The following is a 21,556-nucleotide window of genomic DNA, read 5'->3' on the forward strand; positions in this document are numbered from 1 at the left end:
AATAGTTTAAGAGGACTAAGATAATGCAAGTTATTCTACTTGATAAGATCGGTAACCTAGGTGGCCTTGGCGACCAAGTAAACGTTAAATCTGGTTACGCTCGTAACTTCCTTATCCCACAGGGTAAAGCAGTTATGGCAACTAAAGACAACGTTGCTATGTTCGAAACTCGTCGTGCTGAACTAGAAGCTAAAGTTGCTGAGCAACTAGCTGCTGCTGAAGCTCGTGCAGAGAAAGTTAACGCTCTAGAAGGCGTTTCTATCGCTTCTAAAGCTGGTGACGAAGGTAAACTATTCGGTTCTATCGGTACTCGTGACATCGCTGACGCTATCACAGCGGCAGGTGTTGCAGTAGCTAAGAGCGAAGTACGCCTACCTGAAGGCGCTCTACGTAACATCGGCGAATTCGAAGTAAGCATCCAACTTCACTCTGAAGTTTTTGCTACTGCGAAAATCGCTATCGTTGCAGCTGAGTAATTTCAGTACCAAGACGAATTCTTTCTTTATGAAAGTTTTAAACACCAGCTTCGGCTGGTGTTTTTTTATGTCTGGAATATAGGAAAGGGTAAGGGAGGGTTACAGTAGGTAAAAAGCTTACTATGATCAAAAAGCTCTGATGGCTGAACAAACAGCCATGGAAATTAGAATTGGAACAAAAGGTTTATGGAGAGAACTGAGTCTTCTTTATCTAGCCCCTCGGGTACCTTATCGTGGTACTGGCGAGAGTGTGCAATCTTCAGCGCGATATTGTCAGTAATATCGTTGATAGCTTCTAACTCAGTATCGAACTTCAAGTTACTGTGACCAGACACCAATGTTACATCGGCTTTTAGCTGCAAATTCTTCAACACCTGCCAAGACGTATTCACGTTGCCACGGAAAATCGCTTCTTCAACGATCTCTGGGAATATGATGTCATCATCGTCGATTTCATCGAGGTTTGGCTCTTGGTAGCGGAAACCCGGGCCCACTTCGACTTCCAATACAAACTCTTCGGTATTAGAAAACTGGTAACCCAGACCGCTCGAAACGGTGTAGTCCTTAAAGTAAGCACTGTAGCGTGAATCGACGCCTTTGAAACTGCCGTAAAGATAGGTTTTAGGGCTTAACTTGTAGTCACTCTGAGCTGTGTAAGTCGATTGCCTTTTATCTTCTTCGCCATCTTTATAGAGGTTGTAGTATTTCCATTCGCCACTGGTTCTGTGGCGGCCAGCCGTGTATTCACCGTTTAGGCGTGCGTTTAGAGAGCGTGAATCGGAGTTACCAGTATGCGACTGATATCCAAATTCGACTTCAGTTTTTAGTGGGCTTGGCAGTTCAGTTTCACTCGTATCACTTGGTGCGATATCCATATCTTTTTCTTCAGGTGCTGGTGCAACGACGATCGGCTCAGCAGTAGGTTCTGGAACTACTATCGAGTCGAGGATTGCATCAACATCGGTTTTAGCATCATCAGCTAAAGCCATCGGAGCGCTCAGGAGACCAGTGCTTAGAAGACCAGTGCTCAGAGCCAATAGTTTGGACACGCATACCTCAGTTATACAGTGAATGAATGGCGAGATCGTAATGCTACCCTTGGTTAATTCCGTCAGCAATAAGTAAATTCTTCCTGAAGAATAAAACAAACTCATAGGATCGGATTACAAATGAGTGTTCTTGGGTATAATGAACGATCATTATTAGTTATTGAGTGTAGTCATAGTGGATACCAAAAGTCAGAAATCAGCCAAAGATCAGGTGGACGCCATCAAGGTCCCGCCACATTCATTAGAAGCTGAGCAATCTGTTATTGGCGGTTTGTTATTAGATAACGAACGCTGGGATACGGTTGCTGAAAAGGTTGTGGCCAAAGACTTTTATAGTCGTCCTCACCGTCTGATCTTTGAAGCGGTAAAAGATATCCTTGAAGAAAGCTCTCCTCTGGATCTTATTACACTCTCTGAACACTTAGAGCTGCGTGAGCAACTTGAAGAAGTGGGTGGCTTTGCCTACCTTGCTGACCTAGCTAAGAACACGCCAAGTGCGGCTAACATTAACGCTTATGCGGATATCGTGGCTCAGCGTGCATTGGTCCGTAGCCTGATCGGTGTGGCGAATGAGATTGCTGATTCTGGTTACGATCCACAAGGTCGTACATCAGAAGACCTGCTCGACCTTGCTGAGAGTAAAGTATTCGCTATTGCGGAAGGTCGTGCGAGTGAAAACGAAGGCCCTCAAAACGTAGACAGCATTCTTGAGAAGACGCTAGAGCGTATCGAAATCTTGTACAAAACTCCGCAAGACGGTGTGACAGGTGTTGATACTGGCTTTAATGACCTCAACAAGAAAACCGCCGGTCTACAAGGTTCTGATTTAATCATTGTGGCGGCACGTCCATCGATGGGTAAAACCACCTTTGCGATGAACTTGTGTGAAAACGCGGCGATGAAACAAGACAAGCCAGTGCTTATCTTCTCTCTAGAGATGCCAGGCGAACAGCTGATGATGCGTATGCTTGCATCCCTGTCTCGAGTGGACCAAACCAAAATTCGTACCGGTCAACTTGATGACGAAGACTGGGCACGTATCTCTTCGACCATGGGTATCCTCATGGACAAGAAGAACATGTACATTGATGACAGCTCTGGCCTAACGCCAACCGAAGTACGTTCTCGTGCGCGTCGTATTGCTCGTGAACATGATGGTCTTTCAATGATCATGATCGACTACCTTCAATTGATGCGTGTACCTTCACTGTCCGATAACCGTACCCTTGAGATCGCCGAGATTTCACGTTCCCTTAAAGCGCTAGCGAAAGAGTTGAACGTTCCAGTTGTGGCACTTTCTCAGCTTAACCGTTCCCTAGAGCAACGTGCCGATAAACGCCCAGTTAACTCGGACTTGCGTGAATCGGGCTCGATTGAGCAAGATGCCGACTTAATCATGTTTATCTACCGTGATGAAGTTTATAACCCAGACAGCTCACTGAAGGGCATCGCTGAAATCATTATCGGTAAGCAACGTAACGGTCCAATCGGTTCGGTTCGTCTGACATTCCAAGGGCAACACTCCCGTTTCGATAACTATGCAGGTCCTGCATTTGATGACGAGTAATCGCTAATGACGTATATGAAAGCGGCGACCGCGAGCATTGATTTAAATGCGCTTGAGCACAACCTGAACCAAATTAAGTCGAAAGCCCCGCAGTGCAAAGTGATGTCTGTTGTCAAAGCCAATGGCTATGGTCACGGCTTACTGCACATTGCTAAGCACTCTAAAAGCTCTGATGCCTTTGGTGTGGCTCGAATTGAAGAAGCACTGCAGCTGCGTGCTGGTGGTATTGTTAAACCTATTTTGTTGCTCGAAGGCTTTTACTCTTCGGGCGATTTACCGATTCTTGTCACTAATAACATTCAAACGGTGGTGCATTGCGAAGAGCAATTAAGCGCGCTAGAGAATGCTGACTTAGAAACACCGGTCGTGGTGTGGCTAAAGGTCGATAGTGGCATGCACCGCTTGGGCGTTCGTCCTGAGCAATACCAAGATTTCGTTGAGCGTCTGCATCAATGTGCGAATGTGGCTAAGCCTCTTCGTTACATGAGCCACTTTGGTTGTGCTGATGAGCTGGATAGAACGACTACGGTAGAGCAGACGGAATTGTTCTTGTCTCTTACTGATGGTTGTGAAGGTGAGCGTTCACTGGCAGCTTCTGCTGGTTTGTTGGCTTGGCCTGATAGCCACCTTGATTGGGTACGCCCTGGTATCATCTCTTACGGTGTATCGCCGTTTGTTGATAAATCAGCACAAGAGCTTGGCTTTATGCCAGTGATGACCCTTACCTCTCACCTGATTGCCGTTCGTGATGTTAAAGCAGGTGAAAGCGTGGGCTATGGTGCTAACTGGACCAGTGAGCGTGACACTAAAGTGGGTGTTATCGCGATTGGTTACGGTGATGGCTACCCTCGAACTGCCCCTAACGGCACACCTGTGTTTGTGAATGGCCGAAAAGTGCCTATTGCAGGCAGAGTATCTATGGACATGTTAACGGTTGACCTTGGTCCTAATGCTCAAGATAAAGTCGGTGATGAAGCGACACTTTGGGGCAAAGAGTTACCTTCAGAGGAGGTCGCAGAACATATCGGCACGATTGCTTACGAGTTAGTTACCAAGCTTACCTCGCGTGTAGCTATGGAATACGTGAAGTAGCTATGGATTCAGTACAGTAAATGGTGTTCAAGCGAACCAATCGACACCTAGTGTTGTCAGCAATGGCATTACTAGGTGTGAGCTTTTCTTCTTCAGCCCTGAGTGAAGAAAAAGACTCTGCCTTTGTCCCTTTCTACTTCAGCACTGAAACCATGGGTAATACCTTTGGGGTTGCTGGTGTCGCAAAGGGTGTTTGGCAACCTCAAGCCGCTTTGTTTGGTATGGCGCTGTATTCAGATAAAGACAGCTACGTCGGTTTCCTATCTGCTTTTAACTTTGCATTGTCTGAGAACGTACTGTTCAGTACTCAGATGTACCAAGCTCGTTTTAACGAAAACCCGTATTACATTGGTTCCCAAGGCGATAACGATTCATCAATTGATGACAAAACCATTGCTGATGGCTTGGAAGAGAACTATCAGTTTGAGTTTAAGTATCTGTTGCCATGGGGCAATGTTGCTGAGCATGGTTTATTAGGTGCGTTTCAACCAATCAAAGATGTGAACTTTGCTTCGCCGGTTGAGTCGGGTGTCAGCTCGATAATCTTTACGCCTTTTTATACTTCCCGTGAGTTGGAGGGTTTAAATAATAGTGAAGAGGCGACAGGCTTTAGTTTGGCGTTTGATTGGGATAATCGTGATAGCACGCGTAACCCAACCAAGGGTTCTCATACCAATCTTGAGTTCACTACCGGCGCTGAAAGTTGGTCTAACGACGACTTATGGCTGAAGTGGACATTTCAAAACAGTCAGTACTTTGCTTTAGGCCCGTTAGGTGATGTGTTTGATCAGCAAGTCTTAGCATTTGATTTCTATACTGCAGATACACCGACTTGGGATAACTGCACGGGGCAAGACTGCGCTCGCCCACCAGAAACGGAACAGGCGCGGTTAGGTGGTTTATACCGTTTAAGAGGTTATACCGGGGGGCGTTATCATGGACGTTCTGCAGTTCATTACTCAGCAGAGTATAGGGTGATTCCAGATTGGCAACCACTGGACGATATTCCACTGATTAACTACTACGACTTACCTTGGTGGCAGTGGGTAGCATTTGCCGAAGTCGGGCGCGTTGCCGATGAGTACGATATCAAAACACTGCATACCGATATGAAGTGGAGTTTGGGCGGCGCGGTTCGCTTCCAAGTCGAAGGTATTGTTGTTCGTGCTGAATTAGCACGAGGCGGCGATGAGGGGACCTTTAGGGTTATGATAAACCAGCCCTTCTAAAGCTTTTTGCCTATAGTAGGCTAAATGCTATTTTCATAAGAGTGGTTGTAGAAATACACCACTCTTTTTTTATTAAGAAGGCATTGCTTTTATCAAAAAGACCTAGCTTTTAAGCAGCCTACTCCCCCTGAATCGTAGCAACCACAGTGCGGCTACCACCGTAGTCTCGGTGCTCCCCTAAGTAAATGCCCTGCCATGTTCCTAAAGCTAAACGACCATTGGTGATCGGAATTGTCACACTGTTGCCAAGTGTCGATGCTTTAATGTGAGCTGGCATATCATCATCACCTTCATAAGTGTGTTTGTAGTAGGGTGCTCGTTCGGGCACAAACTTGTTGAAGTGTGACTCCATATCACTACGGACGGTCGGATCGGCGTTTTCATTGAGCGTTAAGCTGGCAGAAGTATGCTGAATAAATAGATGTAATAAACCAACAGATAAAGAGTTCATCTCGTGTATCTGTTGTTCAATTTCATCAGTAATGAGATGAAATCCACGCTTTTGTGCATTTAGGTGTATAGTCTTCTGAATCCACATACGCCATCCTTTATAATGTATTTGGAAAAAAAGTGGTTTGAGGCTATCTTTTGAACTTGAATTTATCAGGTCTCGCTCACATTTAATTATGTTAGAGCCAGAGTCTGTACCGATTCCTGTCTCAGGAAATCTAATCCTGATTTATCTCAAGGTACAGCTCTTCATATACGGCATAATACGTCGTGAAAAAAAATTACAAAGAATCTTTCAGTGGTGACGCGGTTTGGTCATCACAGAAAAATATAAACTTTCGCCTAATCGGGGGTTCTATTCATCACCCAGGTGACGTTTAGAATAAAACCTACAGTAACATCGGGATAGATACCATGTTGAAAAATATCAACCCAACGCAAACACAAGCGTGGAAAGCTCTAACAGCTCATTTTGAGTCTGCTCAAGATATGGATATGAAAGAGCTTTTTGCTCAAGATGCAAAACGTTTCGAGAGCTTTTCTACTCGTTTCGGTTCAGACATCTTGGTCGATTACTCTAAGAACCTAATCGACGCAGAAACGATGCAGCACCTATTTGCTCTTGCAAACGAGACTGAAGTTAAGACTGCAATTGAAGCGATGTTCAGCGGTGATGCAATCAACAAGACTGAAGGCCGTTCAGTACTTCACACTGCATTGCGTAACCGTAGCGACAAGCCAGTAATGGTTGATGGCAAAGACGTAATGCCAGCAGTTAACGCTGTACTAGCAAAAATGGAACTGTTCACACACCGCATCGTTTCTGGTGAGTGGAAAGGTTACACAGGTAAAGAGATCACTGATGTTGTGAACATCGGTATCGGCGGTTCGGATCTTGGTCCATACATGGTGACTGAAGCACTAACGCCATACAAAACTCGCCTAAACATGCACTTCGTTTCGAACGTAGATGGTACGCACATCGTTGAGACGCTTAAGTCTCTGAACCCAGAAACAACACTATTCCTAGTAGCATCAAAAACATTCACGACTCAAGAAACAATGACGAACGCACACTCTGCACGTGATTGGTTCCTAGCAGAAGCAGGTGATGAAGCGCACGTTGCTAAGCACTTCGCTGCGCTATCGACTAACGCAACTGCGGTAGCTGAGTTTGGTATCGATACTGATAACATGTTCGAATTCTGGGACTGGGTTGGTGGTCGTTACTCACTATGGTCTGCGATCGGCCTTTCTATTTCTCTTTCTGTAGGCTTCGATAACTTCGTTGAGCTGCTAGAAGGTGCTCACGAAATGGATAACCACTTTGCTTCAACTGAGTTTGAAAGCAACATTCCAGTAATCCTTGCGCTTATCGGTATTTGGTACAACAACTTCCACGGCGCTGAGTCAGAAGCGATTCTACCTTACGACCAGTACATGCACCGTTTTGCGGCTTACTTCCAGCAAGGTAACATGGAATCAAACGGTAAGTTTGTAGACCGTGAGGGTAACCCAGTAGAGTACCAAACAGGTCCTATCATCTGGGGTGAACCAGGTACAAACGGCCAGCACGCTTTCTACCAACTGATTCACCAAGGTACTAAGCTGATCCCATCAGACTTCATCGCACCTGCAATCAGCCACAACCCAGCATCTGATCACCACCAGAAGCTAATGTCTAACTTCTTTGCTCAAACTGAAGCACTAGCATTCGGTAAGACAAAAGAAACGGTAGAGGCTGAATTCCTAGCGGCTGGCAAAACTGCAGAAGAAGTGGCTGAACTAGTACCTTTCAAAGTGTTTGAAGGTAACCGCCCAACGAACTCTATCCTTGTTAAGCAAGTTACACCTCGCTCTCTGGGTAACCTAATCGCGATGTACGAGCACAAGATCTTCGTTCAAGGTGTTATCTGGAACATCTTCAGCTTCGACCAATGGGGTGTAGAACTTGGTAAGCAACTAGCAAACCAAATTCTTCCAGAGCTTGCTGATGACGCAGAAGTGACATCTCACGATAGCTCAACGAACGGTCTAATCAACGCATTCAAAGTACTTAAAGCTTAATTGAGTTGATAGCATAAAAGTAAACGCCGACCTTAGGGTTGGCGTTTTTGTATCTGTAGAGCAAGTAATGATTAAATCGCAGGTAATAAAAAAGGCTGATGTATCGACGCCAGCCTTCTAAATATTTTGCAGTAGTTACTTCTATTCGAAACAGATCTCGATGAAGGCATTACCCCACTGAGATGAGAAAGGCATGATGATAATTGCGCCTTCGCATTTGTGACGAATAGTGTGGCCTTTACCAGAAACCACAATCGGTGTTGCCATATCGAAGTCGAAGCCGCTTTCCGCAAGAATACGTTTTGCACCACCAGTTACCATGTTGGTGATCTCACCAACCATGTCGGTTACTTCTTCGTTCAAACCGTTTGGTCGCTCACCAAGCATGTTTTCCATGATTTCCAGAGCCAGACCTTCATCAAAGGTAATCGACATTGAACCACGTGATTGTGGACCAACCATACCAATTAAACCAGATACATCACCACGAGCGATTTCATCTTTCTTAACTCTTGGTTTTTGTGGCTTCAACTCTAGAGAAGCCATCGTTTTTAGAACGTTCATCAAAGAAGCTAAAAACGGGTTTACAAATTCAGCGCGCATAATGTTCTTCTATAATCTTATTCTTTCATTTCGGAGGAGCAAGACTGGCAAATGCCATGCGATTCAATGACGTGGTTGGTCAATTGAAAGCCATGCTTCTCAGCGTTACTCGCGAGCAGAGTCACAAGGGAATCGTCTTGTAGTTCTACCACTGTGCCACATTTATCGCAGATCAGTAGTTGGGAGAAATGTTTGTTGGCATTACAAGAACAGCAGCATATAAAGCTATTGGTTGACTCAACTCTGTGAATGAAACCTTGCTCCAACAAGAAATCCAAAGCGCGATATACGGTAGGTGGCTTGGCTTGCGGCTCACTGACTTTCAATTGCTCTAATAATTCATAAGCACTAGAGGCTTTCTTATTAGAGAGGATGAGCTCAAACACTCGCTTTCTTTGAGGCGTTAATCTAACGCCACGCGATGCGCATATCCCTTCAACTTGCTCTATTAATGTGTGGTCCAAATTCTTCACCATTCAATCGGACATCCTTAAACAAACCCTATTCTCAGGTTATTTCGGCTAAGGAGCCATTGATTTCTATTAAAGTCAGGTACAGAGCGTATTGTGACCCACGACTTTGAATAAGACAAGGTAACTCAAAATGACATTGTGACTCAAGGCATAACTGATTAGTGAGGCTGAATTAGAGATCTGGTGAATGATTTATAAAAAAGTGTGAGGCAAAGTTCATATAGCACAAACAGAGTATAGCCTTTACAATAGCCGACTTTGCTTTTGCTGGGTATTCCAGTATCTTTGTTTGACTCGCTACTAGGGTACTTTGCCATGACACATTCATGTAGGTTGTCTGTCGCTCCAATGCTCGATTGGATTGATTAAGCAGCCTTAGCAAGGGCTGAGCGAGTTTGAGGGGTACTATAGGAGTACCGCACTCCATAAATTACTTCTACGTGTTACATTCTCTGTCCTGACCAAACTACTTCGCCAATAATCTGAAAATCTTCATTCTTCAAATCATCTTTGAGTAATTCCCAGTTTTCATAAGTAGGGTTATCACTTACCACTTTGATCACCTTTGGCATGAACTGAAGTCTCTTAACCATCAGCTGACCATCAAAGCGAAATACATAAACACCATCTCCAGAAAACTCATCAACTTTATGAACCATGACTAAAGCTTGGTTTTTTAGTGTTGGTGCCATGCTATCGCCTCTAACAGGCATCAAGAAAACTTCATTAGGGTTAACGCCAATGCTTTTGCTTATGAACTTTTCACTAAAAACAATTTCAGTCGACTTCTCTTCTCGTTCGACAAGTGCGCCATGTCCTGCACTAACTTCCACATCATAGAAATTTAGAGTGACATACCCTTTGGGTGTCCCAAAACCGTCTCGCTCTTGCGCTATCTCTTCAGCTTTAAGAAAAATATTTTCAGGGATTTTTTCGCGTGATCGCCATGTTCTAACTGTGGATGGTGAAACACCTAAAGCCTTTGATAAATCTGTAATTTTTGCCGTTTTTGTAAGTTGCTTAAGTTCTGTGATTTGTTCGTCGATAGTCTTCAAAGGGCACCTCTATTAAAATAAAAGCGTTGCAATAGCGTCTCATCGTTAATATTATTCAATCGCTTTAGGGACGATTAGGACGGTTTTGAATCGCTTAGAGTCTCATTTTGTTGCTTAGATAATAGATTAATAGGTGAGCTATGAATACAAACTTTGCGTTATTAGCCCGTTTTGGAAATCCAACGGTAGAGTTGAAACAAGTTAGCCAAGAGTTTTTTGGAATTACCTCAAGAACAGCCGAGCAAAGAGCGAAAGCTTGTGATTTCCCCGTCCCTACCTTTAAGTTGCGCGATTCAGAACGTAGCCCGACCTTAATCAAAATTGATGACTTAGCTGCCTATATCGACAAGCGATATGAGCAAGCTAAAACCGAATGGCAATCAGTGAATCTTTAAGGGGGACTTATGATAAATACCAACCAACTCAAACAAGACTTCAAACGTTTACGCTTAGTTATCAGAGGGAAAGCGTCAGCTTACACTGCCTTTAGTCTTGGGCAGAAATATCCCTATTATTCTGCTCTGTACTTCGCGGCATATGAAGCTGAGTTAAAGAATGACAAGTTCCCACTACGATTAAGGCTAGAGCATTTCCGTGAAACGGGACTAATCGTTGCCGTTCAAAACTTTGCTTAGGGGGGCGTTATGACCGTTTCTGACCCTATCCACCTACCTTGCCCCGATATGCTTGGCATGGTTGACCCAAAGCCGGAGCTACGCGAACGCTCTATCTTCTTGCTAGATAAATTACGCGAGAAACACGGCTTGTCTAAGCGCTCAAAGCGCAAAGCAAAGCCGATGAACTACGTTTGCACAAATCATTCGTGTGCGGGGCTGTAATGAACGAACAAGTGGCGATAGATGCGCTTGCTAGCATGGAAGCTAAAAGTGAAGCAGGGGACATTCCTCGTTACTCTGCGTTCACTAAACGCTTCTTTCCTCGCTTACCTAAAATCGTGCGTAATGATGTGAAGCGCAAAATTGTGCAGCGTAAGCAGCGTCAAAACCCTACCAAAGAGAATTTGATACTCGCGGCAGAAGACGCGGTGAAGTTTGGACTGAAAAGAGCGCACTTCATTGAGGATAAATTTCCGTTTGTCGATAGTCGCGCCAAGAGCCGAACTCAACCTTTAAGCCACGATATTTTGATGCGTGATGATGCTGTCAGCGAACTAGCAAAAGAGTTCGCTGATAAATGTGCGTTAATGCTTACTGAAGAAAGCCAACCTGAAGTATTCAAAAGCTTTTTAGATGCGATAGAGCATGTTTACCAATTGCAGTCAGCCGAACTAAAAACAATTCATGTTAATGCGCCACAAGTGAACCTAAAAAAGCGCGATAAGAAACCGGAAGAGCTAGAGCAAGACCTACAGGTCGCGGTACTCAAGATGCAATCTGAATCTTGGATTGAGGGACGCTTGTTACACCTCCGAGCGCAATACATTGAGTATTCACAAATCACGCTTGAGCGTGTGGGGCAAGGTAAACACCAGTCCCCAGTGATTAGTGCGTTGTCATTCGCTAACTGGAAACAGAAACAACGTGATGCTAAAGCATTTCTTGAAACCATGGCGGTGATGAATAACGAGACGGGCGAATCGTTCAACCTTGAAGATGTGATCAAGCGAACCACTGCAAACCCAGAAAATCGTCGTATTGAAATGATGGTGCGCTCTCGTGGTTTCGAAGAGCTGGCTCAAGACTTGGGCTATACCGCACTGTTTATTACTTGGACGCTGCCGAGTAAATATCACCGAGTCTCTAAAAATTGGAAAGGGGCGAGTATCAAAGATGGTCACCAAGTTCTTATGCAGCAGTGGGCTTTAGGTCGTGCCTTGATAGCTAAGGAAGATATTCATTATTTTGGGTTTCGAGTGGCTGAGCCACATAAGGACGCGACTAGCCATGCTCACTACTTTCTATTTTGCTCACCTGACGACAAAGATTTGATAATCAAAACCTTAAAGTCGTGCGCGATCTCTGAGGATAGGTTCGAGCTTGGATCTGATATTTCGCCTCGCTTTGATGTGAAAGAGGCTGATCCGAAAAAGGGTGGGGCGACTGCCTACATTGCTAAATACGTATCGAAAAACATCAATGGAAAGCACATGCCTGAGAGCGAGGGTGAAGAATCTGCTTATCGTGCTCGCGCTTGGGCTTCCACTCATCGCATCCGCCAATTTCAGCAATTTGGTGGCAAACCTGTGTCCCTTTGGCGAAACCTACGCAGGGCAAAACCGGAACAGACCATGATAGACCCAAAGCTCGAAGAGCTGCGCCAAGCGGCAGATTCTTCGAAGTGGTCGCTGTTCTGCCAATTGGCTGATAGTGCAAAAGTTGCCTACCAATCGAAACAAAACCAATACGGTGAAACAACCAAAAAGGTGATCGGCTTTTCTTGGCTCGGTCGTCTTATCGAAACATCTAGCGAGTGCTATTCGCTCGTTAAGAAAAAAGACGTGAAGCGTCTTCAAGAGGCGCGGAGCGTCTCACCTTGGAGCACTGAAAATAACTGTAACTCTCCCTTAGTTGAACATCTTCAACGCGCGACCGGATGGAGCGTAGAGGGAGTCCAATGCTTGATATCACCGCTGATGCGGGGAGCCAAAGTTCAAATTGATAAATACACGAGTATCAGTTTTAGAAACAACCGTCTGATTGTGTATTAAACCATTGCCAACGATGTGAATCAGGGGCGAAACACTTAACAACGTCGTGAGACAGAGGATTGAAATGAAAATACTATCGCTTGAAGAGTGCCAGAGAGATTTAGCCGCTTTGGATGCGGCTGACAAGCTAACGAATAACATGAAAGTGGAAATCGACCGCTTCAAAGAAATGGATACCAGCAAGCTCATGAAAAAAGCCGTGGGAATGCTGATGGGTGGCAACTTATCACTGGAGGCGTTAGGGCTTCCCGTCAATTTATTTGAGCAATTAGAGCAGCTCGAAAAACTCAATGGAGTGGCGCGAAGTAAATACCGCGCTGTCGTTGTTGCTAACCAAGAAAAGCTTAGTGAAGTGGAGAGCGTTGAGGTGAAACATGGCTAAATATGAAAATCCTATTCGTGGGTATATTTCCTGTCCTGTTTGCCAGTCTGCCGCCACTACTCACCAAGTGGGTGAGGGACAATTGATTGCGTCTGGTGAGCCACCAAAGAACAGTCGTAACATTGGGCTCATGTATTACCGTTGCCCTGAGTGCGGTAATAGTTCGAATAGTAAAAAGGTTACGGAGTTCATCAAAGCAAATTCCGTCGCAGAGTTAAGCGAACTTAAACCGAACTCAACCGAAAAAGGTTCGGTTATTGAGTCTGATTTGATAACTGAGCCTAACCCTACCGATGCAATTGGGTTAACCGAATCGGTGCAAGTGGATGAAGTCAGTAAAGACGAGGTTTCTAACCGAGAGGTAACCGAAACGGTCGTAACTGAAAAAACAGAAAGTCCCCTAAGTAAATTCCCTTTTAAACGAGTATTCGCGGGGTTAGCGTCGTTTATCTTCATCATTTGGGCGGTGTCTCAATTGCTACCGAAAGCCCCAACCAAGCAAACGCAAGGGGGGGAGCATGGAGCAAGCTAACGAAACCTTACCAGGTGAGCAAATTGAACTGGATGATTGGGGGGACTTTGGCTCCGTTATTAATCAGCTTGAAGAACAAGAGAAAACCGATAGCGATTTGATTGGTTTAACCGAGTCAGCTGAGGCGCAAACCGAAGATAAAACTCAGGCTATGGCGGGCTTACTGAATATTTTGTTTGCCTTAACTGAGCAAGCGACCTCCATCATTTCAGGGGTTGAATTTGAGTTTGACGGTAAAGGTAAACAAGCGGTGATGGATGCTGCTGAGCCTGTCTTTGCAAAACACGGTAATGCATTTATGGGCGTGTTTGGGGATTACATCGAAGAGGCAACTCTATTGCTTGCGGTTCTTGGTTTGATTTATGCCTCTAAAAAGCAATTGGTAATGTTGCAACAATCAAAGGAGGTGGACGGTGAAAAAGCTGAAGCCCCTAGCTCTACCGAACCCCGTTAACTCGAACCCGTCGCATGATGCCGAGCACACGATTTATGTGGCGGGAACGGGTGGAGGTAAAACCTCAGCTGTTAAGCATTTGGGACTAGTCCCAAAAACGGCTCAAGTGGTCTTCTTTGACCCCTACACCAACTACGCAGGAAGCAAGTTCCAAGGTCAAATGTGTCACGGCACTTCATCACGTTTAACCTTTGTCAAAACACTCATTATGGCGCGTCGTCGTGGTGGGTCGTTTAAGCTGGCTTATATCCCCAAGAACGGGGCAACTGGCGATGAATTAGAGTTCTTTGCATCGGTGGTGTGGTCGGTGGGTAATGGTCGAGCCAGTAAGCTTTATACCGTTATCGAAGAATTAGCCTCATGTGTTGAAACCGCAGGCAAGCTTCGAGGTCGTGCGGGTGAGCTTTTACGAGGTGGGCGTCAGTATGGTCTCGTTGTTCATACGGTGTTTCAACGTGGTCAAGAGGTACCTAAAACCGTGACTGAACAATCAAGTGTTTGGTGGGTGGGGGCGGTCAACTCAATGAGTGATGCACACTGGATTGCTGATAAGCGTGGGTTAGATGTCAACACCGTTGCAGGGCTAAAGTCTGCCAAGGTCAATAAAGAGCGCATTGGTAAACCGATAGCCGAATATTTATTGATTGGTGATGGTATCGGCAATATCGAGCACAAAGCGTTTAACTGTCAGTCTGGCTCTAAGCTCAATTTAAACTACCGTTAATTGACCTTTTTAACCTATAGGTTACCCGTCCAACCTATAGGTTACCCGTCCAACCTATAGGTTACCTTTTCTTCCTTTTTTCACTTTACTCCTATTTGATAAACGCTCAATTTGATTATTCACAATCCAACGTCGAGAGACAGGGGAGCTTATGAAAGCACAACATAAAAACATGTTGATTGCTGTAGCACTGACCTTACTGGTGATTGCCATCATCAATAACGTATCAACGCTAGAAGCAGTCAAAGAACTCATTAACGGCAAGCGTGGCTGGTTTTAAGGAGATTTAAACATGTCAGTAAAACCAATCAAACTTAACTCAATGGTCGGTGCTGCTTGGGGACAAAAAGGTACTTTACCTATCCCTGTCGGACCTACTTATCAAGAGTTGGTATTAGAAACCAATGCAGAAGCTGCCGATATTGAGCGTTTGTCTATCACGCTTAATGCAGAAGAAATCTATGTCTTAACGGGCAGTGAGATTTTGATGCTTGAGCGCTACAAACAACGTGCTCATACAACGGGTCATTACGTGATCCCATTCAGTGATATCACTGCTCGCACCAAAAATGGTGTTCGCTACACCGGACTAGTAACGGAAGCGGGTGACAATATTCACTTGGATATTCAGTTTAAAGCGAAAGCCAGTGGTGACCCGCTATCAATTCAAGTTCATGCGTGGGTAACGAATGCGCAACCTGCACGAATTATTGTGCCAATGGTCAAGCGTGAAACCATGCCTGCGAATGCGGCAGGGGTAAACGAATTTACAAGCCTAGTATCAAGCCCATTGATTAGTCTTCGTCGTGCGCACTTTATGCATACGGGTATCACTAAACTCGAAGTTGAGCGCGACTTTGTAAAAGAGTACGAAGCCAACAAGTTTATCAATGAAGCGAACGCCAAGCGTAATGAGCGTACACCTCAAGCGGGTTACTTTCATTTCGACCCAATTGTGCGTGGTTTCTCTATTGATGAGCTATTTCCAACGCAGCACAGCTCTAACTTGAAGTTCTCTGTAACAACGAGTGATGTAGCTGGCTCAATTCCTATCTTGGTTGAATCGGTGAAAGTTGTTCGCCCAGAAATGCTCGCGGGTCGCAGCTAAGGAGCCGAGATGAGCTTTTTTGATGACCTCTTGGAGTTTGGGGGCGGTGCGCTCGATAGCGTAGGTGAAAATGCCGATTGGCTGTTTGGTGATGATGATAATTCATCTAACCCGAGCACAACTCAACAACCAAATGCACCCGTTGTTGATAACAACGGCAATGCAGTTACAACCCCTCAAGGTTCGCTTGTAGCGAAAGATAACACCCTGCTTTATATCGGTGGCGGTATTGCTGCGCTGTTAGTGCTGGTTCTACTTGTCACCATGCTGAAAGGTAAATAGTTATGCCATTAATTTTTATGGGGTTAGGTGGTCTTGGGCTTGGGTCTGCGCTTGGGTTTGGTGTGAGTCAGGGTATCAATAAAGCTCTGACTGCTACCGCAGTGGTTGCCCTTCTATACCTTGCCTACAAATCGGGAGTATTTCGCTAATGCTAGGCTCTTTGACGTCTTTAACGGGTGGTGGTGGTCTGACAGGCGGGTCTTCGGGTCCTGCAAAGTCAGGTAACACGTCTAACACTACGAATAACAGTGGCTTTACTGTTGGCGGAATGAATTTTGGCAGTAACAACGGCATACCGTGGTGGGGAATTGCGCTTGTTGCTCTGATTGCGCTGTATGTTCTCACTCGAAAGTAACTTAATTCCTGAGACTTGGAGTAATGCCAAGCCGAGGCTATGTAAAGCCCTTGGTGATTACCTCAAGCAAGCAGAAATTGAAGTTAAGGAGGGGCGAGAGTCCCTTTATCGCGTGGAAGATACCTACATGTTACTCCGTGGTGAGCAGTCACAATCAGGCTCAAAAGAGTTGGTTGTGGTGGCTTTAGCGGGGGATATGGCAGCAGGGACGCTCAGTGCAATTAATCACGGCAAAGCGAATGGGTTTGACTCCATTCGCGCCCACTTTAGTAAACGCGGAGCCTATCGCTATATTCAGCGTAAATTACGATTGCCCGTTCGAGAGATTGAAACTCACAAGAATGAGCATGTATTACAGATAAGGTTTGATGATATGGGCGGAAGAAGCAGCTCAAGAAGTGACGCTAAAACCGTCACCACAACCACAAACAAAAGTAATAGCCAAGGTATCGGTGGTGATAACAATGGCTTTGCTCTGTCAGGGATAGAAAACTCTGACATTAATTTAAGCATGACTGACCATGGTGCAATGGCAGTTGCAGGTCGAACGGCAGAAGAGGCGTTTAAATTCGGAACTGACACATTAGATTTTTCAGCAGATACCGTTGATGCGTCTTTGGAGTTTGGTGAGAAAGCTTTAGATGGAGCATTCAGCTTTGGTGAGAGTGCATTAGATGCAAATGCAAGTCTTAGTGAGCACGCGATAGATTCCATTAAGTCTATGGCAGGCCAACAAACTGAAACGACCAAAGCGGCACTTGCTATAGCAGGGGCGGCAAAAGCACGAGAGCAAACGGGTGAGAACGAAAGCAATAACGAGTTACTGAAAAATGTGTCTCTTATCGTGGGGATTCTCGTTTCAGTGTTAACTATGGCTTATATGTTCGCGGGGCGTAAGCAATGAAGCAACTGCATACCTTAAAGATGGGTGAAACCATTAAATTTAATGCTGGTCAGTCGGGTAAGTACCTCATCATGCGGGAGGCTAGCAATACCGTTATGTTGCGCGGTGATGCTCTGCGACCTGTAGAGATTGAGCGCGGTGACACGGTTGATATTACTCGTTTTGATGAGCTTGAACTGTTTAATCACAAAGCGGATGCCGTGACGATTGAGTATCAAATTGCAGATATTCCAATCATTACCAAAGCACAAAAAATTGATATCAGTAACTCGGTAGCGATCAGCGAGATTTTAACGCCAATTACGGTTGATAAAGTTCTATCCCCTATCAAGGTGGGCGAAGTCCAAGCCGAGGTAAAAACACGCATTCAAAATGATGTCCTCAAGGTGGAAAAGCTTGCTGACTTGTACACCTTGCAAAAGGTCGGCAGTGGATTATTGGATTTAACAAGCGATGAGCAAGTTATTGATGGGAAAGCAGGGCGTAAAGGGCTCTTTATTCAGGCTTCCACCAGAAATGCTAGTCCCGTCTTGGTGCAAGGCTTTATTGACCTTGCGGCTGGCGGTCACGCGTTAATTCAAACAGATGCCATTGTGACGTTGAAAGGTGCGTTGGGTGACAGCGTAAAAGTAGGGGAGTTTATTTAATGTTTCAACTTTCAAACCCGCCTCAAGGCTCTTCGAATTCGGGCTCCGTTGGGGAAGTCGGGGCTAATGTTTTGTCCTGTATTCCTCTAGATGCTCAATATGGTGGGAGTGCATCCGGTTTCGTGACCATCTTAAACAACACTCATGATGACTCTGAGCGCGGTCATAATGCCGCTCTGTATCATCGAGATGAGAGCATTAATGGTGAATACGGTCGAAGATTGGAATTGAAGTCGGCTGTCGACTTGCTAACGAAAGCAGAGCCTTATGATTCTGTCTCCTTTCTACTTGGGGTTACGCTCAAGGGGAAAGTAAACCTCGATGCGTCAACGGCTGCGAAGGTGAGCGCGTTAGATAGTCCGATTTCTTGCGTAATCGGAATTAAGACTCAAGCCGCCCCATCATATAGAGGTACGTACTGCAGTGTGACAGCAGCGTACTCTTCGAGTGATTCGTCATTGGTATTTGGTGGTTCGTCTGATGTTGTTCTCAATGTTCAAGCAGGCGATGTAGCCAGTATTGCAGAGTCAGAGCTTCAAATGTCTTTCGATGTGGAAGATATAACTAATGATGTGATGGTTTACTTGGAAGAGGCTCCTGCAACATTAGAAAGCTTGTTTGGGTTTATTCATGTCAAAAAGGCGTGGATTGCTGAGGAAGTCTCTCCCCCAATACCGAATTAACAAGGCGTTGACGGTAATGAATATTAAGTATTTTTTAGGACTGCTTTTTCTAATCCTGCTTGGGGGATATCTAATGAAAAAAGACAAGATAATCAAAATAGTGGGTGGGTTTGCTTTATCAGCTAGAAGTGAGATGCGCATGGTGGGCGTACACGGTGATTTAAAACGTGTCGTTCGCCGAGCTATTGAGCTAACCCCTTTTGATTTTGGTATCACATCAGGTAAGCGCACCGCAGAGGAGCAAAACGCTCTATTCAAACAAGGCGCCAGCCAGTTAGACGGGTACAGCAAGAAAAGCCGTCACCAATCAGGCTGCGCGGTTGATTTTGTGGTGTACGACGAAAGCGGCAAAGTGACGTGGGGCTTTAGTTATTACGAACAAGTGAGTTGGGCATTCAAACAGGCAGCGGACGAGTTAGGTATTCCGATTGTATGGGGCGGTGATTGGGTCAGCTTTAAAGATGGTCCTCATATCGAACTTGATAGAGCCCATTACTCATAGTTACACAATCAAGTATTTAAGGAAGAGTAAATTACTATGAAAAGCTTATTAGAAAAAATCGGAATCGACCTTGACCAACCATCCACTAAAAAGGGTTTAGCGTTACTTGGCGCGGGAGCTGCTTTGGTAGCTGGTCACCCTGAACTTATCACCGCTAGTGTATCGGCAGACGGTGTTCAATTCGGTGGCATTATTGGCGTAAGTGCCCCAATAGTATTTGGCCTATGGGAAACCCTACGCAATGAGTTCAAGTAAATGGCAGAGTATCAAACGCTAATAGTCGCGGTTGCCAGTGCTTTATCCAGTGGTGTGGGCGTTGGTATCGCACTTAAAACAGATGTTAAGTGGCTGCGCTTAATGATGGAAAAGATGGATGATCGTATTACAAGGCTTGAAAGTGGTAACGGGTAAAAGAGACAGCCTTGCGACTGTCTCTTTTAGTTATTCTTTAATCAAGTCTACGACTGTATTGACACAGTAAATTAGTCCCTTGACAAAAAAATCCGGTCTTAATTTGAAAATAGTAAAACCTGTGTTGAACACCTTACGCAGTATAGCTTTGACGCTTTTTGACAACATAATCACACCTTGATGGTTGTGTTAATTTGATTGCCAAGCCAGTATCCACGATCTATAGTCTCGGTGTCAGATATTGAGATTTAGATATCTAGTAGTCACTTTTCGAGTAATTGGCGTTACTCTAGACTTGGCTTCGAATTCGAACCCTGCCTTTTGGTGGGGTTCTTCGTTTATGGTTAAATAATCTCCAGCGCTTGTATAACTTCCCCTTCTACGTTGTGAATAAAAAAACACTACATAGTGTGCTTCTTCTCTTAAGGCTTACAAGATAGTGCCCCAACTAGTATATTTCAAGGCAAAGAAATGGAGGCGGTTGTGGATAAGTGGTGGATGGAAAAAAAACTGTTAGTGGCCACTAACTGATGGTGATATATGCGACTTGATTGTATAAATATCGCGTTTTAAGAATGCTATATTTTGCTACACCTCAAAAAAAAAAACTCTTGATCTTTGGCTAAAACTTATAACCTTGTTTTTTGGTCGAAATTACATTTAAGTTGTTAAGTTATTTGATTTTTTGGCTGTTAGATATGGGGGAGGTAATGTTGCTTCTTCATGATTTAAAAGACTGTAAGGAAGTTATTGTTACTCTTGTTTATAACATAGATGTAGCGGCAAGCTGTGTTATGTGAACACTTAGTACTTTTGAGTTCTAAAAGGGCTCTAAAATATTGTATGGTCGTGGTAAGTTACAGTTCTATTTCTTAATCAATGAGATGCTTATGGATCGGGGTATAGTTTTATCGCCAAAATTTATCTACCGCCCAACAGGTGATGTTTTGTTTGAATCGGCTGTTGATGATTTTGAACTCAGGAAATACTTGCTGTATTGGGACAAAATAAATGTTCCTCGATCAACATATATTGATTTTGATTGCGACCAGTTTAGATTACTTCAAGATGCAGGTAGGCTTGAGAGAACTGCATATGGCCCTCAATATGATGGGTATGTTTTTAACTTGGCGAATAGCCAAGAAATATATATGAGAAACATAAGGTTTGGTGGTAGAACCGGGCTCGGTAAGATTGATAACTGTCGAAATGTTGCACTTGACCGCGCTGTTGGTGAGCAGATACTAAATGCACATAATGATGTGTTTATGTTGTTAGATGCTAAAGAACCAGGCTGTTGGTCAAAAGGACAAATGTCTTCATCTCCAATTACTTTTGATGAAAAGAATGAGCGTGGGGTCGAAATTAACCTATACAATCTATTACCAGTACCTTCGGCTGATACCAGTTTATTAGACATAATAAAATTTAAAGATAGTCGTTATGACGAGCTCGTTGCTTTTAGGGTTTACTTGGATGACCTATATCAGTCAATCAGAAACTCTCAAGATCCAGCTCGTGCATTTAATACGGAAATGAATCGACTTAATCTTGCATTAATAGATCTAAACAAAGTGATGAAAGAATCAAGGTTTCGAGTCGTTGTTGATTCTTTGAGATCTGTATTAAATGGCTTTGACGGAATAGTTGGGTTGGGTTTGGCTGCTGGGACTGCCACTACATTAACGAGTGCATTAGGAGTTCCTCCTCTTGTTGCGGGTTTATCAGCTGCTGGATTAGCTATAGCGCCCAAGCTTATACCTCAATCTCATAGCAATATCCCATCTCACTTTACGTATATAAAAAGTGTAAGGTCGACTTTTACAAACTGATTTAAAGTCGT

General features: G+C 44.5%; 30 protein-coding genes. 25 read left to right on the forward strand and 5 right to left on the reverse strand.

Translation table 11 applies throughout. The features are described from left to right. Nucleotides 1-23: 23 nt before the first annotated feature. Nucleotides 24-476, forward strand: a complete 453-nt coding sequence (gene rplI, locus L1D55_RS11740) for a 50S ribosomal protein L9 (protein ID WP_102422992.1) — start codon at nt 24-26, stop codon at nt 474-476. Nucleotides 477-640: 164 nt separating this feature from the next. On the opposite strand, the gene L1D55_RS11745 is transcribed toward rplI, so the two are convergent. Further along, nucleotides 641-1,525 (reverse strand): DUF481 domain-containing protein, encoded by an 885-nt coding sequence (locus tag L1D55_RS11745; RefSeq protein WP_239917538.1) that lies wholly within the window; start codon nt 1,523-1,525, stop codon nt 641-643. 175 nt (nt 1,526-1,700) lie between these two features. Between L1D55_RS11745 and L1D55_RS11750 the strand changes: the two genes are divergently transcribed. The 3 genes from L1D55_RS11750 to L1D55_RS11760 are packed head-to-tail and all read left to right on the forward strand — an operon-like array spanning nt 1,701 to nt 5,413. After that, entirely contained in the window at nt 1,701-3,092 is a 1,392-nt protein-coding gene (locus L1D55_RS11750) for a replicative DNA helicase (protein WP_004741275.1), read from the forward strand. A gap of 6 nt (nt 3,093-3,098) precedes the next feature. Continuing rightward, nucleotides 3,099-4,184, forward strand: a complete 1,086-nt coding sequence (gene alr, locus L1D55_RS11755; protein WP_239917539.1) for an alanine racemase — start codon at nt 3,099-3,101, stop codon at nt 4,182-4,184. 20 nt (nt 4,185-4,204) lie between these two features. Then, on the forward strand, nt 4,205-5,413 hold the full coding sequence (locus L1D55_RS11760) for a BamA/TamA family outer membrane protein (protein ID WP_239917540.1): 1,209 nt from the start codon (nt 4,205-4,207) through the stop codon (nt 5,411-5,413). 118 nt (nt 5,414-5,531) lie between these two features. Here L1D55_RS11760 and L1D55_RS11765 read toward each other — a convergent pair whose 3' ends face one another. Then, complete coding sequence (locus L1D55_RS11765; RefSeq protein WP_239917541.1) at nt 5,532-5,951, reverse strand: secondary thiamine-phosphate synthase enzyme YjbQ; 420 nt, start codon at nt 5,949-5,951, stop codon at nt 5,532-5,534. A gap of 326 nt (nt 5,952-6,277) precedes the next feature. Here L1D55_RS11765 and pgi point away from each other — a divergent pair, with 326 nt between their 5' ends. Continuing rightward, nucleotides 6,278-7,930: a glucose-6-phosphate isomerase gene (pgi, locus tag L1D55_RS11770; protein WP_239917542.1), complete on the forward strand. Its 1,653-nt coding sequence runs from the start codon at nt 6,278-6,280 to the stop codon at nt 7,928-7,930. A 141-nt stretch (nt 7,931-8,071) separates the two neighbouring features. Here pgi and L1D55_RS11775 read toward each other — a convergent pair whose 3' ends face one another. The 3 genes from L1D55_RS11775 to L1D55_RS11785 all read right to left on the reverse strand — a co-directional run bounded on the left by L1D55_RS11775 (nt 8,072) and on the right by L1D55_RS11785 (nt 10,061). After that, a complete protein-coding gene (locus L1D55_RS11775) occupies nt 8,072-8,533 on the reverse strand; it encodes a chemotaxis protein CheX (RefSeq protein WP_004741271.1) in 462 nt (153 codons plus the stop codon). 17 nt (nt 8,534-8,550) lie between these two features. Further along, entirely contained in the window at nt 8,551-9,009 is a 459-nt protein-coding gene (gene zur / locus L1D55_RS11780; RefSeq protein ID WP_008224322.1) for a zinc uptake transcriptional repressor Zur, read from the reverse strand. 440 nt (nt 9,010-9,449) lie between these two features. Next, a complete protein-coding gene (locus L1D55_RS11785; RefSeq protein WP_102313230.1) occupies nt 9,450-10,061 on the reverse strand; it encodes a S24 family peptidase in 612 nt (203 codons plus the stop codon). A 140-nt stretch (nt 10,062-10,201) separates the two neighbouring features. Between L1D55_RS11785 and L1D55_RS11790 the strand changes: the two genes are divergently transcribed. The 20 genes from L1D55_RS11790 to L1D55_RS11880 all read left to right on the forward strand — a co-directional run bounded on the left by L1D55_RS11790 (nt 10,202) and on the right by L1D55_RS11880 (nt 21,545). After that, complete coding sequence (locus tag L1D55_RS11790) at nt 10,202-10,456, forward strand: pyocin activator PrtN family protein (RefSeq protein ID WP_017078248.1); 255 nt, start codon at nt 10,202-10,204, stop codon at nt 10,454-10,456. 9 nt (nt 10,457-10,465) lie between these two features. Further along, complete coding sequence (locus L1D55_RS11795; RefSeq protein ID WP_239917543.1) at nt 10,466-10,696, forward strand: hypothetical protein; 231 nt, start codon at nt 10,466-10,468, stop codon at nt 10,694-10,696. Nucleotides 10,697-10,705: 9 nt separating this feature from the next. After that, the gene (locus L1D55_RS11800) at nt 10,706-10,900 is read left to right on the forward strand and encodes a hypothetical protein (RefSeq protein WP_239917544.1); all 195 of its coding nucleotides are present in this window, start codon (nt 10,706-10,708) and stop codon (nt 10,898-10,900) included. Then, nucleotides 10,900-12,729 carry a replication endonuclease gene (locus L1D55_RS11805; RefSeq protein WP_239917545.1) on the forward strand — a complete coding sequence of 610 codons (1,830 nt, stop codon included), beginning with the start codon at nt 10,900-10,902 and terminating at the stop codon, nt 12,727-12,729. The genes L1D55_RS11800 and L1D55_RS11805 overlap by 1 nt, the downstream gene beginning before the upstream one ends. 64 nt (nt 12,730-12,793) lie before the next feature. After that, on the forward strand, nt 12,794-13,111 hold the full coding sequence (locus L1D55_RS11810; protein WP_239917546.1) for a hypothetical protein: 318 nt from the start codon (nt 12,794-12,796) through the stop codon (nt 13,109-13,111). Beyond that, on the forward strand, nt 13,104-13,643 hold the full coding sequence (locus L1D55_RS11815; protein WP_239917547.1) for a hypothetical protein: 540 nt from the start codon (nt 13,104-13,106) through the stop codon (nt 13,641-13,643). Before L1D55_RS11810 ends, L1D55_RS11815 begins: the two co-directional genes overlap by 8 nt. After that, nucleotides 13,630-14,097, forward strand: coding sequence for a hypothetical protein (locus L1D55_RS11820; RefSeq protein ID WP_239917548.1), 468 nt, complete (start codon nt 13,630-13,632; stop codon nt 14,095-14,097). The genes L1D55_RS11815 and L1D55_RS11820 overlap by 14 nt, the downstream gene beginning before the upstream one ends. Then, entirely contained in the window at nt 14,057-14,821 is a 765-nt protein-coding gene (locus L1D55_RS11825) for a hypothetical protein (RefSeq protein WP_239917549.1), read from the forward strand. The genes L1D55_RS11820 and L1D55_RS11825 overlap by 41 nt, the downstream gene beginning before the upstream one ends. A 151-nt stretch (nt 14,822-14,972) precedes the next feature. Continuing rightward, the gene (locus tag L1D55_RS27580) at nt 14,973-15,101 is read left to right on the forward strand and encodes a hypothetical protein (RefSeq protein ID WP_256099348.1); all 129 of its coding nucleotides are present in this window, start codon (nt 14,973-14,975) and stop codon (nt 15,099-15,101) included. A 12-nt stretch (nt 15,102-15,113) separates the two neighbouring features. After that, a complete protein-coding gene (locus tag L1D55_RS11830) occupies nt 15,114-15,929 on the forward strand; it encodes a major capsid protein P2 (RefSeq protein WP_141925965.1) in 816 nt (271 codons plus the stop codon). A 9-nt stretch (nt 15,930-15,938) separates the two neighbouring features. Continuing rightward, nucleotides 15,939-16,211, forward strand: a complete 273-nt coding sequence (locus L1D55_RS11835) for a hypothetical protein (protein WP_198779013.1) — start codon at nt 15,939-15,941, stop codon at nt 16,209-16,211. A gap of 2 nt (nt 16,212-16,213) precedes the next feature. Further along, complete coding sequence (locus L1D55_RS11840) at nt 16,214-16,360, forward strand: hypothetical protein (RefSeq protein ID WP_198779012.1); 147 nt, start codon at nt 16,214-16,216, stop codon at nt 16,358-16,360. Continuing rightward, complete coding sequence (locus tag L1D55_RS11845) at nt 16,360-16,566, forward strand: hypothetical protein (protein WP_198779011.1); 207 nt, start codon at nt 16,360-16,362, stop codon at nt 16,564-16,566. Before L1D55_RS11840 ends, L1D55_RS11845 begins: the two co-directional genes overlap by 1 nt. After that, complete coding sequence (locus L1D55_RS11850; protein ID WP_239917550.1) at nt 16,547-17,470, forward strand: hypothetical protein; 924 nt, start codon at nt 16,547-16,549, stop codon at nt 17,468-17,470. The genes L1D55_RS11845 and L1D55_RS11850 overlap by 20 nt, the downstream gene beginning before the upstream one ends. Continuing rightward, entirely contained in the window at nt 17,467-18,117 is a 651-nt protein-coding gene (locus L1D55_RS11855; RefSeq protein WP_198779009.1) for a hypothetical protein, read from the forward strand. The genes L1D55_RS11850 and L1D55_RS11855 overlap by 4 nt, the downstream gene beginning before the upstream one ends. Continuing rightward, on the forward strand, nt 18,117-18,800 hold the full coding sequence (locus L1D55_RS11860; protein ID WP_239917551.1) for a hypothetical protein: 684 nt from the start codon (nt 18,117-18,119) through the stop codon (nt 18,798-18,800). Before L1D55_RS11855 ends, L1D55_RS11860 begins: the two co-directional genes overlap by 1 nt. Before the next feature lie 73 nt (nt 18,801-18,873). Further along, the gene (locus L1D55_RS11865) at nt 18,874-19,302 is read left to right on the forward strand and encodes a M15 family metallopeptidase (RefSeq protein WP_239917552.1); all 429 of its coding nucleotides are present in this window, start codon (nt 18,874-18,876) and stop codon (nt 19,300-19,302) included. A 36-nt stretch (nt 19,303-19,338) separates the two neighbouring features. Next, entirely contained in the window at nt 19,339-19,557 is a 219-nt protein-coding gene (locus L1D55_RS11870) for a hypothetical protein (RefSeq protein ID WP_102279189.1), read from the forward strand. Further along, nucleotides 19,558-19,713 carry a hypothetical protein gene (locus L1D55_RS11875; protein WP_239917553.1) on the forward strand — a complete coding sequence of 52 codons (156 nt, stop codon included), beginning with the start codon at nt 19,558-19,560 and terminating at the stop codon, nt 19,711-19,713. It abuts the gene before it with no gap. A gap of 839 nt (nt 19,714-20,552) precedes the next feature. Beyond that, the gene (locus L1D55_RS11880; protein WP_239917554.1) at nt 20,553-21,545 is read left to right on the forward strand and encodes a DUF6236 family protein; all 993 of its coding nucleotides are present in this window, start codon (nt 20,553-20,555) and stop codon (nt 21,543-21,545) included. The last annotated feature ends 11 nt before the right edge of the window (nt 21,546-21,556 follow it).

Source organism: Vibrio sp. Isolate22, from assembly GCF_022398115.1.
Lineage (GTDB): Bacteria > Pseudomonadota > Gammaproteobacteria > Enterobacterales > Vibrionaceae > Vibrio.